The sequence below is a fragment of the Paraburkholderia phenazinium genome, assembly GCF_900142845.1.
GTDB lineage: Bacteria > Pseudomonadota > Gammaproteobacteria > Burkholderiales > Burkholderiaceae > Paraburkholderia > Paraburkholderia phenazinium_A.
The window spans coordinates 3022469-3035604 of record NZ_FSRU01000001.1 but is presented as its reverse complement, the minus strand read 5'-3'; the positions used below and the strand labels follow the sequence as shown (position 1 = coordinate 3035604).

At 60.1% G+C, this 13136-nt stretch carries 14 protein-coding genes and 2 pseudogenes; 13 read left to right on the top strand and 3 right to left on the bottom strand.

Going from position 1 to position 13136, the window contains the following annotated elements; genetic code table 11:
* Window positions 1-119: 119 nt before the first annotated feature.
* The gene (locus BUS12_RS13240; RefSeq protein WP_074296115.1) at window positions 120-1499 is read right to left on the bottom strand and encodes an amidase; all 1380 of its coding nucleotides are present in this window, start codon (window positions 1497-1499) and stop codon (window positions 120-122) included.
* A gap of 357 nt (window positions 1500-1856) precedes the next feature.
* On the opposite strand from BUS12_RS13240, the gene BUS12_RS13235 reads away from it, so the two are divergent.
* Together BUS12_RS13235 and BUS12_RS13230 are read left to right on the top strand one after the other, a co-directional pair.
* Window positions 1857-2801, top strand: a complete 945-nt coding sequence (locus BUS12_RS13235) for a LysR family transcriptional regulator (protein ID WP_074296114.1) — start codon at window positions 1857-1859, stop codon at window positions 2799-2801.
* A 60-nt stretch (window positions 2802-2861) separates the two neighbouring features.
* On the top strand, window positions 2862-3419 hold the full coding sequence (locus BUS12_RS13230; RefSeq protein WP_074296113.1) for an ureidoglycolate lyase: 558 nt from the start codon (window positions 2862-2864) through the stop codon (window positions 3417-3419).
* A 111-nt stretch (window positions 3420-3530) separates the two neighbouring features.
* Here the strand turns inward: BUS12_RS13230 and BUS12_RS13225 are convergent, their stop codons facing one another.
* The gene (locus BUS12_RS13225) at window positions 3531-4442 is read right to left on the bottom strand and encodes a LysR family transcriptional regulator (RefSeq protein WP_074296112.1); all 912 of its coding nucleotides are present in this window, start codon (window positions 4440-4442) and stop codon (window positions 3531-3533) included.
* Window positions 4443-4444: 2 nt separating this feature from the next.
* Window positions 4445-5392, bottom strand: a complete 948-nt coding sequence (locus BUS12_RS13220) for a LysR family transcriptional regulator (RefSeq protein WP_083640372.1) — start codon at window positions 5390-5392, stop codon at window positions 4445-4447.
* Window positions 5393-5562: 170 nt separating this feature from the next.
* On the opposite strand from BUS12_RS13220, the gene BUS12_RS13215 reads away from it, so the two are divergent.
* The 11 genes and pseudogenes from BUS12_RS13215 (at window position 5563) to BUS12_RS13170 (ending at window position 13124) form a co-directional block, all read left to right on the top strand.
* Window positions 5563-6387 carry an ABC transporter substrate-binding protein gene (locus tag BUS12_RS13215; protein ID WP_074296111.1) on the top strand — a complete coding sequence of 275 codons (825 nt, stop codon included), beginning with the start codon at window positions 5563-5565 and terminating at the stop codon, window positions 6385-6387.
* A 34-nt stretch (window positions 6388-6421) separates the two neighbouring features.
* Window positions 6422-7120, top strand: coding sequence for an amino acid ABC transporter permease (locus BUS12_RS13210; protein WP_074296110.1), 699 nt, complete (start codon window positions 6422-6424; stop codon window positions 7118-7120).
* 3 nt (window positions 7121-7123) lie between these two features.
* Complete coding sequence (locus tag BUS12_RS13205) at window positions 7124-7861, top strand: amino acid ABC transporter permease (protein ID WP_074296109.1); 738 nt, start codon at window positions 7124-7126, stop codon at window positions 7859-7861.
* Window positions 7839-8564: an amino acid ABC transporter ATP-binding protein gene (locus BUS12_RS13200; RefSeq protein WP_074296108.1), complete on the top strand. Its 726-nt coding sequence runs from the start codon at window positions 7839-7841 to the stop codon at window positions 8562-8564. The genes BUS12_RS13205 and BUS12_RS13200 overlap by 23 nt, the downstream gene beginning before the upstream one ends.
* Before the next feature lie 156 nt (window positions 8565-8720).
* The gene (locus tag BUS12_RS13195; protein WP_253190142.1) at window positions 8721-9746 is read left to right on the top strand and encodes an alanine racemase; all 1026 of its coding nucleotides are present in this window, start codon (window positions 8721-8723) and stop codon (window positions 9744-9746) included.
* Window positions 9747-9807: 61 nt separating this feature from the next.
* The gene (locus tag BUS12_RS13190; protein ID WP_074296106.1) at window positions 9808-10194 is read left to right on the top strand and encodes a RidA family protein; all 387 of its coding nucleotides are present in this window, start codon (window positions 9808-9810) and stop codon (window positions 10192-10194) included.
* A 31-nt stretch (window positions 10195-10225) separates the two neighbouring features.
* Window positions 10226-11011, top strand: coding sequence for an SDR family oxidoreductase (locus tag BUS12_RS13185; protein WP_074296105.1), 786 nt, complete (start codon window positions 10226-10228; stop codon window positions 11009-11011).
* Window positions 11012-11037: 26 nt separating this feature from the next.
* Entirely contained in the window at window positions 11038-11781 is a 744-nt protein-coding gene (locus BUS12_RS13180) for a ribonuclease activity regulator RraA (protein ID WP_074296104.1), read from the top strand.
* Between the two features lie 26 nt (window positions 11782-11807).
* Window positions 11808-11966 (top strand): annotated as a pseudogene (locus BUS12_RS38155) (LysR family transcriptional regulator); the annotation flags it as partial.
* 138 nt (window positions 11967-12104) lie between these two features.
* Window positions 12105-12263 (top strand): annotated as a pseudogene (locus tag BUS12_RS39790) (LacI family DNA-binding transcriptional regulator); the annotation flags it as partial.
* A 3-nt stretch (window positions 12264-12266) separates the two neighbouring features.
* The gene (locus BUS12_RS13170) at window positions 12267-13124 is read left to right on the top strand and encodes a LacI family DNA-binding transcriptional regulator (RefSeq protein ID WP_253190062.1); all 858 of its coding nucleotides are present in this window, start codon (window positions 12267-12269) and stop codon (window positions 13122-13124) included.
* Window positions 13125-13136: the final 12 nt, after the last annotated feature.

The window sequence follows — 13136 nt, the reverse complement described above, 5'->3', positions numbered from 1 at the left end:
GAGAGTGGACGAAGAGCCGTATGTTTTGGCATCCGGGGACCCGTGGCGTGTAACGACAGCAGACGCCGGGCATGAGGCGCAGTATTCAAACGCCAATTTGCGCCGTCCAACGACTAATTTTATTGGCGAGCAATAAACAAATCTGATGCTTTGTTCGATGCTGAAGCGTCGCTCAACAGCACCTCGACGCTGCGTCCAATTGACAGGATCGCGGCGTCGGCAAGCGCTGTCCCGCAGATCGACAGTCCTACCGGCGGCTCGCCCGGACGATGACATGGCACGGATAGGGCGCAGCCGTCCATGAAGTTTATGATGCTCGGGTTGCGCAGCACTTTCGAGTTCACGGCAAAGAAGTAACCGTCGTCCTGCTCCAGAGCAGCGATTTCCGGTGGCGCGATGGCAACCGTTGGCATGAGCCAGGCGTCGAACTTCAGAAGACGCATCCGCGCTGCCCGAATGAACCCCTCGCGCGCAGCGAGCAACTCGATATAGTCGGCCGCGCTGCGCCCCTCTCCTACCTTCAGACGTTTCAGCACGCGCGGATCGTACGCGTTTGGCGCGCGATCGACACACTTGCGATGCCATGCCCATGCCTCGATGGCTGTGATTCCGGCAAGCGGATAGCGGTTTGCCATTTCATACAGTTCGGGGAATGCGAAGTGTTCGACCGATGCGCCGGCGCGGCGCAGCAGACCGACCGCGCGATCGAACGCGTAGCGAATCGCTTCGTCGATGTCGTCGCTGACGTAGTCAGTCGTGACGCCGAAACGCACGCCGGACAAAGGGCGTGCGGCCGTATCGAGTACCTGCCCCGACAGCACAGCATCAACCAGTGCGCAGCAGTCGACGCTTCGAGCGATCGGGCCGACCGAGTCGAATGAGGTGGACAAGGGCAATACTCCGTCCAGAGGGACGCGGCGGGCCGTGGGCTTGAAGCCGGTCAACCCGCAGAATGTTGCCGGAATACGTAGCGACCCGCCGGTGTCAGTACCCAGCGCACAGACGACGTGGCCGAGGGCTACCGAGGTTGCCGCACCTGAGCTCGATCCCCCTGCCACCCACTGTGTGTCGAGCGGGTTGGGTGGCGTTCCGTAATGCGGATTGAGCCCCAATCCTGAGAACGCAAACTCGCTCATGTTGGTGCGGCCTACAAAGACTGCACCTGCGTCGCGTAATCGTGCGACTGCGAGCGCGTCGCGGACGGCCGGCGCGGCGTCGGAGAAGACCCGGGAACCGGCGGTCGTACGTTGCCCCTTGATATTGAACAGATCTTTGACCGATACGGGCAAACCGGCCAATGACGACGGCACATAGCCGCGCTGGCGCAACGAATCGCTGGTTGCCGCCGCCACGCGTGCGCCGGCAATGTCGAGACTTGTGTAGGTGGAATCGTTTCTGCCCGCGTCGCGGGCGATTGTGGCCGCGCTTTGCTCGAGCAATTCGCTTGCGGAAAGCCTCGAATCGGCAAGCGCTTCATGCAGTTGGCGAATAGGTTTCATCGGCGCTACCCAGTGTGGGCCAGCATATCGACCGAGTAGAGGTGACGCAAACCTGTACTGCCGTCGATTTCACATTCAAGTGTGTTCATCGCTACCTTTCACCGGGTTGACGGACGGGCGAACCAGCGTCACGTGCGGCACCACTGCCGAGTGGAGTCCCGAGTTGAGTCTCGAATGTCAGTCTTGACGAGCAGGGACTCAATGTCTAACAAATAAATGTTGGTCCGAGCGGTTAATTTTTCTTGTCACGCACGGCACGGCACCGCGATAAACTGACCGAAAATATCCATATGTCGCCAACATGCTGGATTGCCCGCTGTTCGCCGTTTGCTATTCGACGCATCAACACGGTGTCCCATGAACATCCGTTTTCTTGAAACGTTTGTATGGCTGGCCAAGCTGCGCAATTTCCGGTTGACCGCCGAACGCCTGCACGCGACGCAAGCCGCGATCTCCAGCCGGATTTCGGCCCTCGAGCAGGAATTCGGCGTGCGGCTGTTCGAGCGGGGGCCGCGAGACGTGACGCTCACCCAGGAGGGAAGCAAGGCCCTGGTGTTCGCAGAGCAGATCCTGAAGCTGAACCAGGACATGTTCACAAGCGTCAGTGACCGTTCCAAGGTCGCGGGATTGCTGCGCCTTGGCGTGATCGAGTCGGTTGTGCACACCTGGCTGCCCGACCTGTTGAGACGGGTGCGGGAAGAGTACCCGAATCTGGCCATTGAACTGACCTCCGACACGACAGCCCATCTTTCGGCTCAACTCGTCAATGGCAATGTCGACATCGCACTGCTGACGACGAACGTCACCGGTGCCGATGCCGTGAATGTCCCTCTCGGTAGTCTGCCGATGCGGTGGGTAGCGAGCCCGTCCCTCAACCTGTCGGCCGAAGCGATGTCGGAAGGGGAACTGGCTGCTTTTCCTATCATCAGCTTCGCACGGCATTCGTCACCGCATGTCTTTCTAAACGAGTTGTTCGCGACAAGTGGCGAGTCGCATGTCCAGATCAACTGTGTTTCGTCGGTTGCCGCGATCATCCGGTTGGTCCTCGACGGCTTCGGCATTGCGGTGTTGCCGACGGCCTTTGTCATGCGCGAACTGGAGTCCGGACATCTGCAATTGCTCAAGGTGACGCATCGCGTCCCGACACTTGCGCTGGTGGCCTCGTTCCGTCGTAGCCCGGACAGTCTGCTATTTGAATCCATTACGCGGCTGGCGCTGAAAGTGGTGCTCGATTTCAGCCTGGCCAACGGCCCGGAATTCGCACTATTTCCCGATACGGGGGCCGCGCCGCCGAACTCATAGGCTGGCGCGGCAAACCGTACCGTTCTCACTGTCACCCTTTAAGCGCAAAGGTTTTCCGAAATGCCGATTCTTCGATCCCTGACAATCGAGCCACTGACCGCCGACGCCTTTGAAGCTTACGGCTGGATGCTGGGTAAACCGCTGCGGATCGCCGATGGCATTCCGTCGTACACCAGTCCATCCTCAGATTTCTGGCACGAGCACCTCTTCGACACAGGCATGGCTGGGGAGACGGAAGTCCTGTGGGTCAAATACAGAAACAGCGAAGATACCGTAGAGAGTCTTGAGGCTCACTGGCTGACACAGCAGGCAATCGTTCCGTTGACCGGGTCAGTCATACAGATTGTCGCGACGAGCACCCCGGATGGCCGTCCGGATCTCGATTCCCTGCAGGCGTTCCTGATACCGGTTGGCGAGGGCGTATGCATGCGGCCACATTGCTGGCATTCGACCCGCGTCCTGCAGAACGAAGTCACCTGCCTCATGCTCACACGCCGCTCCACCACCCACGACCTGGTTATCCATCTGGAGAAGGGAACACCCGCATGCGAGACCGGACTCAGTCCGATTGCAACGCATCGCCTTCTCGGTGGTTCTACCGCGCAGCACACCGGGTAAGCAGGCCGCCTCGGCAATCCCCGGCTGTTCATGGGGCTGCCGCTCTGGCGGCTGGCCATGTTTCGCGCGGTCTTGAGGCTAGCGGAACAGATGGACTTCGGCGGATTGCCTTTAACGCGCTGCCGGTTGTTGCACCGATGAAGTGAAGTCGCAGCAACGCCGTGCAACGTCGGCCACCATGTACCCCAGCGCAGAATGTGATTGCTTCAGAAAAATCGCGTCGTAGCGAACCATCGGTGCAGGTGGGTTGGTCATCACGATTTGCATGAGCCGGTTCTGGATTTGCTGCCTGAAAAGATCGACGGGCAGCAGGCTCACGCCAACTCCGGCCGCTACGAGGCCGCCCACCACGACCGCGTTGTTGCCGCCGCAAATACGCTCAGGATCGACGCCCGCACTTTCGAAGGTTCTTGAACTCAGGATCGTGATGATGGATGCGGGAATCTGCTCGATGACGGGAACGGTGCCCAGTTCGTGCAGCGGCACTGTGCGCTTGCTGTCGAACGCGCCGGGACGGCAAAACCAGGCGAAGCGGGCACGCCCAAGCACCACGCGCTCGACCGATGCGGGCAACTCGGCCTCGGGCAAAATTGCGAGGTCGAGGCGTCCATCGAGCACCCGCTCTTGCAGCGGTCCGGACATGTCCACATGGGGTTGCAGAACGAGATTGGGGAACAGTTCGCGCATCTGCTGGAGGAACGCCGGGAACCACGTCAACGCCACCAGTTCGGTCAGGCCGATGTGCAGCACGCGGGCCATATGCCGGTCGGCGTCCTGGTAGGCTTCCAGTCGCCCAATGCTGTCCAGCAAACCCTCGCACAGGGCGAACATTTCGTGCCCTTTCGCAGACAACCTCGCTTTCTTGCCGCTTCCTTCGAACAAACGCGCAGCGGACTTCGCTTCGACATCCTGCAGGCGCTTGGTTGCCGCGGATTGCGTGATATGCAGCTTGTCGGCCGCCCGCTGAACCGTCCCGAGCTTCGCGACCCAGTAGAACGTCTCAATCTGCTTGACGGTCAGCATCGCTATTTAGCCTCGTTGGCGAGCGGTTCGCGTGCGTCGGCGTCCTGATAGCGCATTCCATAATTGCACGTCGCGCGCGCGAGCGTGATGACCTTGCGGTGGAACGGGGTCAGCGAGTCTTGCCGCGCAACGGCGACATAGCGCACCGGCGGCATTACCGGCGTCACAAGAACTTCACGCAACAGTCCCAGCGTCACGAGTTCGCCGGAGATGGCGTCCGGCAGACTGGCGACACCCAGACCGGCGCTCGCCATGCCGCCAAGCGCCGCGAAGTTGTTGCAGGTGAGGATGCTGCGCGGTTGCACACCATTACGCTCGAGCCATTTGCTCATGACATGTCCCACCGCCGAGTCGGCAGACTGGGATAGTAAGGTTAACTGACCGAGTTCCGACACGGCGAGCCTGCGCCGCTTGAGGCCGAACGTGGGACTGCAGAACCAGCCGTTACGCACGTTCGCGAGCGGGAACCTCAACATGTCCGCCCAGCGTGGCGTGTCGGGAACGATGACCAGATCCAGTTGCGCCAGTCTGAGCTTTTCGTAGAGTTCCACAGCGACACCACCCACTTCAAGTTCGACATCCACTAGCGGATAGGTAGAACGCAGTGCGTCGATGAAGCCAGGTAACCAGGTTAGCGCCGCAAGTTCAGTCACACCCAGCCTCAACGAGCGCCGCAATACTTTCTCGCTCGCATATTGACTGACCAGCGCATCGCGTTGCTGAAGAATCGTGCGCGCTTGCGAGAGTACCTCGAGGCCGTCGACGGTCAGCCGTGCCGATCGTGAACCGCGGTCGAAAAGCGGCTTCGGGAATTGATTCTCCAGCTCGCGAACGTGGCGCGATACGCCGGATTGAACGCTGCCGAGCTTGCGCCCGGCCGCTTCGAACGAACCCATATCCGCGATTGCAACCAATGCTTCGAGTTGCAGAAAAGTGATCTGATGTGCCACGCAGCCCCTCTCAAATCAATCTCATTTTGGAATGGACAAGTATGCACAAATATCTCTTTATTTGGTATTTTTTTCCACCAAGAATAGGGTCTCCAAGTCCCCAGCAATGCAGATCGAGCACATCGAACGCTCGCGGTTGCGCTTTGAAGCACACTGTCTACGGAGATCGCATGAAATCGTCTAACAAAATAGCCGCCGCATTGCTTGGGTTCGCCCTAGCCCTGGTTGCGGGTACCGCACAGGCTGACCAGCTCGCAGATATCAAAGCGCGCGGAACGCTGGTGTGCGGAGTGCTGGCCAACTTCGAGCCGTTTGGCTTTCAGGATCCGGCGTCACGGGAGATCGTGGGTTACGACGTCGACTACTGCAAGGGCGTTGCGAAGGCGCTGGGCGTCAAACCCGTGTTGCAGGTGGTGTCGATGGAAGCGCGCATTCCGGAACTGTTGCAAGGCCGTGTCGATGTGCTCGCCGCTGTGCTTGGCTACTCGCCGGCGCGCGCCGAACAGCTCGCATTCACGCATCAGTATTACGTCGCAAGGCAGGTCATTGCGGTGAAGACCGACGGCCCGTTCAAGGCGCGGGACGATCTCGACGGCAAGCGCGTCAGTACGATCAAGGGCTCCAGCAATATCGCAATCATGAGTCAGGTCATGCCGAGCGTGCAGCTCGTCAGCTACGACGATTCGCCATCCGCATTCCTGGCCATGGTGCAGGGCAAGGTCAATGGCTTTGTCGTGTCCGAGCCCATCATGCATCGCTTTGCCGCCAAACTCGGTCAAGACACCAAAGTGGAAGCGCTGTTGCCGCCGGTAGGTCTCGAATACTGGGGACTGGGTATGAAGAAGGGCGAACCCGCTTTGCTCGACGCAGTGAATAACGCGCTGGACGGAATGGAAAAGTCAGGTGAGGCCCAGCAGATTTTCGACAAATGGCTCGGCCCCAACACGATTTATCAGATGCATCGCGATTTCAAGGTCGGGCCGATCAAAAGCTGAACTCCGAGCTGCTTTTTTGTGATGAGGATTCCGTATGTTATCGCATCTCAATTTTTCGAGCATCTTCACGGCTCAGAATTTGAAGCACCTCATGTGGGGAATGCAGTACACCGTGCTGCTTACACTGACGAGCTGGGTACTCGCTGTTGCGCTCGGCACGGTGCTGGCGACGCTGCGCGCGATAGGTAACCCGCTCATCGAGAAGATCGTCGCCGGTTACGTTGCCTTCCATCAGAACGTGCCGATGCTCGCGCAACTGTTCCTCTGGTACTTCGGGGTTCCGACGCTGCTGCCGGACAGCGCGCAAGCATGGATCAACTCACATGGGGGCGAATTCATCTTCGCGTCGATTGCCATTGGCCTGTGCATGGCAGCGTACTACTCGGAAGATATTAGAAGCGGCCTGCGGGCGGTATCCGCCGGTCAACATGAGGCCGCCCGCTCGCTGGGTTTGAGCTTTGCCAAGTCGATGCGTTACGTGATCCTGCCACAAGGCTTTCGCATCGCCATGCCGCCGTTCATTAACCATACCGTGGTGCTCTTCAAGAATACCAGTCTGGCGATGGCCATCGGTGTTGCGGAACTGACCTACACCGTGCGTGACATCGAGAATCAGACGTTTCGAACCTTTGAGATCTATCTGGTTGGGACGGTCATCTACCTGGCCATTTCATTGGGCCTGATGGGTGTGGGCGCGGCGGTCGCGCGCCGCACCCGTATCCTGGCGAAATAAGCGATGCTCGACATACTCATCCACAACGCGCATTTCCTGCTGCTCGGACAATATCCGAACGGACCGGTTGGCGGTCTCGCGCTCACACTGATTCTCGCGCTGCTCGGTCTCGCCTTTGCGTTTCCGCTTGGCGTGCTGCTGGCGTTATGCCGGGTTTCGCCCTACAGATTGCTGAGCGTGCCTTCGACGGTGCTCGTCTACATCGTGCGCGGTGTGCCGCTCGTGATGCTGGTGTTCTGGAGTTATTTCCTCGTGCCGGGCCTGATCGGTCATCTGGTCAGCGCATTCACGACCCTGGTCGTCACGCTGGTGATCTATCAGGCGGCCTACCTGAGTGAGATTGTCCGCGCGGGCATCGAATCCTTGCCGAAAGGGCAGACCGAGTCCGCACGCTCACTCGGGATGAGTTACGGCGCGACGATGCGTCACGTGATTCTGCCGCAGGCGCTGTACAACATGTTGCCTAGCATTCTCAGTCAATGCGTATCGACGGTGAAGGACACGTCGATAGGCTATGTGATCAGTGTCCAGGAAATGACGTTTTCAGCCCAGCAGATTAACGCCAGTCTTCTTACCAAACCGTTTCAGGTTTTCTTCATTCTTGCGTTGACCTACTTTGTGGTGTGCTACACGCTCACCCAATGCGCACATCTCATAGAGCGGTCTATCGCGCGTCGGCGTGCCTCAGGAAAGATGCAAGAAGTCAGGAGTGTCATCAATGATTCAGTTCTCCAAAGTTAATAAGTGGTACGGCGAGTATCAGGCGCTCGTCGACGTCACCGCCGAGGTGAAGCGAGGCGAGGTGGTGGTCGTGTGCGGTCCTTCCGGGTCGGGCAAGTCGACGCTAATCCGCACCGTCAACCGCCTCGAGGAGATTCAGGGTGGCGGGATCACGGTCGACGGAACGAGTGTCCATCAGGCTTCGTTGAACCTGAACCGGTTTCGCACCCGTGTTGGCTTCGTGTTTCAGCAGTTCAACCTGTTTCCTCATCTGTCGGCGCTCGACAACGTGTGCCTCGCACCGATGAAGGCGGCCGGGAAAAACCGTGCGGATGCGAAGCGGCAGGCATTGGCGCTGCTCGATCGGGTGGGTCTGGCCAGCAAGGCGAACGCATATCCGCAGCAGTTGTCCGGAGGACAGCAACAACGCGTCGCGATTGCGCGCGCGCTGGCCATGGAGCCGCCGGTAATGCTGTTCGACGAGCCGACCAGCGCGCTTGATCCTGAGATGGTTGGCGAAGTGCTCAACGTGATGAAGTCGCTTGCCAGAGATGGCATGACGATGATGTGCGTGACCCACGAAATGGGGTTTGCGCGGGAAGTGAGCGACAGCGTCTGGTTCATGGATCGCGGCGCGATTCTCGAGGTAGCCGATCCGCAAACATTTTTTCGATCGCCGCAACACCCGCGGGCAAAGGCATTCCTGTCCGACCTGCGTCACTAGCCAACCGCCGTCGATGCGAGTTCGTTCTTCGATGCGATTCATCCGCGCGAGACGACTCCAACGCTCTATCACTATGACTCTATGACAACGAATAACCCGTTCAATCCGGTTGCCGCGGACCTGGTGCCGGCGGTCTCGACACCGTGCTTTGTGGTGATGGAGGACCGCGTCCTGCACAATCTGAAGGTCACCGCGCAAGCGTGCGGCGGCGTTCAGCGGCTGATGCCGCATGTGAAGACCCACCGCGCCGCGTGGCTTGTTGCATTGCTGCTGGCCAATGGCGTCGACGCTTTCAAGGCAAGCACGCTTGCCGAAGTCGAAATGGTCCTGGCTGCCGGCGCCACGCGCGTCACCTGGGCGTTCCCTACCGTCAACCCGCAAAACATCGCCCGGTTTATCGAATTGGCTTCGGTGTTTCCGAAGGCCGAACTCACGGGCCTCATCGACTCTCGCGAGGGACTGGACGTATGGACGCGGCTACTCGACGGCGCCTCGTCTTCCGTCCGGCTGCGTGTCGACCTCGATCCGGGGATGGGGCGTACAGGCGTGGCGATGGACGAGGCAGCACTCGAACTCGCGCGTGGGGTGGAGCGGCTAGGTCGGCTTGCGGGGTGGCATGTTTACGACGGCCATATTCGCGGCGCCTATGACGAGCGTAAAGCTAAAGTGGAAAAGCTTGCCGGTACGTTGGAGTTGCTGCAGTCGAGCCTGCGTGAAGACGGCATCGATGCCGACGTCGTCGGCGCATGCAGCTATACGTTCGACCTGTGGCCGCGCTCTGTGATGCGATATGTGTCGCCGGGCACCTGGGTGTATTCGAACGCCCAGCACCTGAGGGAGCTCACGCATCACAACTGGGTTGCGGCCGGGTTCGTGTTGACGACGGTTGTTTCAACGCGCAACGGCACGTCGACGCTGGACGCCGGCAGTAAGGCGATCTCACCGGACAAGCCGCTGCTACAGCGTTTTGAAGGCGCCGGCGACATCGTGATGATGAACGAGGAGCACACGGTCATTCGCAGCGACGCACTTCATACGGGCGACCGGCTGTTACTGATCCCGGAGCACACGTGTACCACGGCCTACCTGTACAGCAACGCCCTGGTTCGATCCCTCGACGGGCAGTGGGAATACCGCGAGCAACTCGGCAACGAGCGTTCGGTTGTCGCGTTGACCCGGTGATCGCCGAAGACGGATGCCTGCGGATTCATGTCCCTATTCTTCCCACCTTGAGACTTCACACATGACCGAATTGAGCAAGCAACCGTCCACAGGCGGTCACTACAGCCTATGGCGCCGCGCAGGCGGACTGATTTTCGTGGCGGGTCAGGTACCGCGAGATCCTGAGCGAAACATTATTGGCGACACGATCGAAGAGCAAACGAGCGCGGTGCTCGACAATCTGCGTCTTGTTCTGGAAGACGCCGGCACTGATTTCAGCCGGCTGGTTCGCGTCCAGGTGTATCTGTCGGACATCAGCGAATTCCCGCGCTTTAACGCCGTGTACGCCAAAGTGATGGGCAGTGCCGCGCCCGTACGCACCACCATCGGATGCGCGTTGAACGGCGTGCGTATTGAAGTTGACGCTGTTGCGGAGCCCGGTGACGTGCCGGTCCGCGAGCAGCAGTAAATGGCTAACCAGTTTTTCACAGGAAAAGACGATGGACCTACAGCTAAAAGATAAGACCGCCCTCGTGCTTGGCGGTGGTGGCGGTCTGGGCGGCGTCATCGCGCGAACGCTTGCGGCTGAGGGCGTACGCGTTGCCGTTGCCGACATTGATCTGACGGCAGCCGAAAAGACCGCAACAGCGGTGAGAGAAGCGGGCTCGCATGCCATTGCGCTTCAGTGGGATCTTGGCGATCTGTCGACTGTGGACAGTCACGTCGGTCGGATCGAGGACGAACTGGGGCCTATCGACATACTGGTCAACAACACCGGAGGCCCCCCGCCGACGCCGGCGCATGGACAGGATGCAGCACTGTGGCGCAAGCATTTCGAGAGCATGGTCCTGTCGGTGGTATCGATCACCGACCGGGTGCTTCCAGGCATGCGCGAACGTGGTTTTGGCAGGGTGATCACCAGCACTTCATCGGGTGTTGTCTCGCCCATACCGAACCTCGGACTATCAAACGCATTGCGCATGTCTCTGGTCGGCTGGTCGAAGACACTGGCGCGGGAAGTCGGCCGCGACGGCGTAACCTGCAACATCGTGCTGCCCGGGCGTATCGCCACCGATCGCATCCGCTTCCTTGACGAAGCGAAGGCCGGGCGCGAAGGACGAGCGGTCGAGGACGTTGCTGCCGAGAGCACTGGATCGATTCCGGTGGGGCGGTATGGCGAGCCGCAAGAGTACGCCGATGTGGTGACCTTCCTTGCGAGTCCCCGAGCTTCATACATTACTGGCTCGACAGTCCGGATCGATGGCGGCCTCATCGCCAGCATCTGATCACTTTTCTTTGGGAGCGCCAAACCATGACCATCGACTCACTTCCGCTCGACGAAAAGATCGTTGCAGCTCTCTCGGGCGTATCTACCGCCACGCTTACGACGGTGCTGCTCAAACATGGTCTTCGCAACGTGTGGCTTCGCGGTACCCGGCCGATAGCGGAAGGTCAGCCGCGGCTCGTCGGCCGTGCATTCACACTTCGTTTCGTGTCGGCGCGGGAAGACCTTGCGACGCCCGCATCATGGGGCTCGCCCATTTCAACCCGTGCGGCGATTGAAGCCATGCCAGGCGGTTGTATTGCCGTCGTGGGCGCACTGGGTGTAACCGATGCGGGAATCTTCGGCGACATCCTCTGTGCACGGATGCACAAGCGTGGAGTCGCAGCGCTTGTCACGGACGGCGTGGTGCGGGATATTGCGGGCGTGCTGAATACGGGCCTTCCAGTCTGGTGCCAGGGCACCGCAGCGCCACCTTCCGTGGCGGGCCTGACGTTTGTCGGTTGGCAGGAACCCGTCGACTGTGGTGGCGTCGCGGTATTTCCAAACGACGTCATCGTGGTCGATCAGGACGGCGCTGTGCTCATTCCGGCCGCGCTTCTTGACGAGGTCGTTGCCGCGTCGGTCGAACAGGAGCGACTGGAAAACTGGATCATGAGCGAGGTCGAAAACGGTGCTGCTTTGCCAGGCCTCTACCCGCCGAATGAGGCAAACCGGGCGCGTTATGACGCGGCGAATGTTGCGTCGGGCGCTGTGTCGAAGACCGGCGGGTAACGGCTGCTCCGTCGCACGTTCAATTGCGGGACGTGGTGCTGGAACTGCCGGGCTTCCTTGAGTTGGGCGCAATCATCAAAAGCACCGACCTCATTGCGACGCTGCCGCGGCACATCGGCGAGGCGCTGGCGAAATTGAACGAACTGGCCGTCCATCCGTGCCCGGTTCCTGTAGATGGCTTCGCGGACTCGTGGTGCAGTTGTTCGGCCGCTCGGGCTGAGCCGGCGTTCCGGGTTTTCTCTGAGTGCGTTCTTGTTGCTCCACGCAAAATTGGGTGATACATTTCCTACTAATACGAATTACTAATTCGGATTATTGCGGAAATGAAGCTAATGCCGTCGAGACGGGCAACGCAGCGGGAGGTCGCACGTCTCGCGAATGTGTCGCAAACCACCGTATCTCTCATCCTTGGAAATTCGACTACCCAGTCGTTTCCCGGGGACACGCTTGAGCGTGTTTTCCGCGCCGCACGGGAACTCGGGTACATGCCCAACAGGCTGGCCCAGGCCCTCAAGACGCAGCGGACCATGACGCTCGCCTGCGTCGTGCCGGACATCGGCAACCCCTTCTATCCCGCCCTGGTACGCGGTGTGCAACTCGCGGCCGAGGACGCGGGGTACGACGTCATCGCACTCAACACCCAGTCCGACGCCGACCGCGAGCGGCGCGTGCTCGAGTGGGGAATGCAGGGGCGCGTCGACGGCATCATCGGCGTGTTCTTCGCGTTACGGGCGACGGAATTTGAACCACTGACTCGCGCGAACGTTGGCGTCCTGCGAATCGAAACGTCGGCCAAAAAAAGCGGGCCGCTTCCTATCGACAATCTCTTCGTCGACAACGTTGCCGCCGCCACGGCAGCAACGCGCTATCTGCTTGAGCGTGGGCACAGGCGCATCACGATGATTACCGGGACTGGCGGCCCGCAGGACAACCGCGCCCTCGGGTACCAGCGCACCATGCTCGAAGCAGGACTGGTTCCCGACATCCTCGTCAATAGCGGCTTCGATGAGGAAGCGGGTATCCAGGCAACCCGCGAAGTGCTGCTGCGCCCAGAGCGTCCGAGCGCGATCTTCGCCGCCAACGACCTGATGGCGATTGGCGCGATGTCGGTCATACGCGACGCCGGATATCGCATTCCTGACGACATCGCTGTCATGGGGTTCGACGATATTTTCGCTGCGCGGGTACTCACACCGGCGCTCAGTACGGTCAACCAGTTTCAGAACGTCCTCGGGCAGGTGGCGGCGCACATGATGCTGCAGCGGCTAACGGAACTACCCGAGAACACGCCCGGTCGGCACCGGGAAATGCCCTTTGAGATCATGCGGCGCCAATCCGCGTGAATAGGGCGACGA

Excerpts from the sequence above, each read along its gene's own strand:
- BUS12_RS13225 (WP_074296112.1), bottom strand. The coding sequence starts at position 4,442 with ATGCTGACCGTCAAGCAGATTGAGACGTTCTACTGGGTCGCGAAGCTC.
- BUS12_RS13180 (WP_074296104.1), top strand. The coding sequence starts at position 11,038 with ATGACCATCGACTCACTTCCGCTCGACGAAAAGATCGTTGCAGCTCTC.
- BUS12_RS13195 (WP_253190142.1), top strand. The coding sequence starts at position 8,721 with ATGGAGGACCGCGTCCTGCACAATCTGAAGGTCACCGCGCAAGCGTGC.
- BUS12_RS13235 (WP_074296114.1), top strand. The coding sequence starts at position 1,857 with ATGAACATCCGTTTTCTTGAAACGTTTGTATGGCTGGCCAAGCTGCGC.
- BUS12_RS13210 (WP_074296110.1), top strand. The coding sequence starts at position 6,422 with ATGTTATCGCATCTCAATTTTTCGAGCATCTTCACGGCTCAGAATTTG.
- BUS12_RS13240 (WP_074296115.1), bottom strand. The coding sequence starts at position 1,499 with ATGAAACCTATTCGCCAACTGCATGAAGCGCTTGCCGATTCGAGGCTT.
- BUS12_RS13215 (WP_074296111.1), top strand. The coding sequence starts at position 5,563 with ATGAAATCGTCTAACAAAATAGCCGCCGCATTGCTTGGGTTCGCCCTA.
- BUS12_RS13230 (WP_074296113.1), top strand. The coding sequence starts at position 2,862 with ATGCCGATTCTTCGATCCCTGACAATCGAGCCACTGACCGCCGACGCC.
- BUS12_RS13185 (WP_074296105.1), top strand. The coding sequence starts at position 10,226 with ATGGACCTACAGCTAAAAGATAAGACCGCCCTCGTGCTTGGCGGTGGT.
- BUS12_RS13190 (WP_074296106.1), top strand. The coding sequence starts at position 9,808 with ATGACCGAATTGAGCAAGCAACCGTCCACAGGCGGTCACTACAGCCTA.
- BUS12_RS13205 (WP_074296109.1), top strand. The coding sequence starts at position 7,124 with ATGCTCGACATACTCATCCACAACGCGCATTTCCTGCTGCTCGGACAA.
- BUS12_RS13170 (WP_253190062.1), top strand. The coding sequence starts at position 12,267 with ATGCCCAACAGGCTGGCCCAGGCCCTCAAGACGCAGCGGACCATGACG.
- BUS12_RS13200 (WP_074296108.1), top strand. The coding sequence starts at position 7,839 with ATGATTCAGTTCTCCAAAGTTAATAAGTGGTACGGCGAGTATCAGGCG.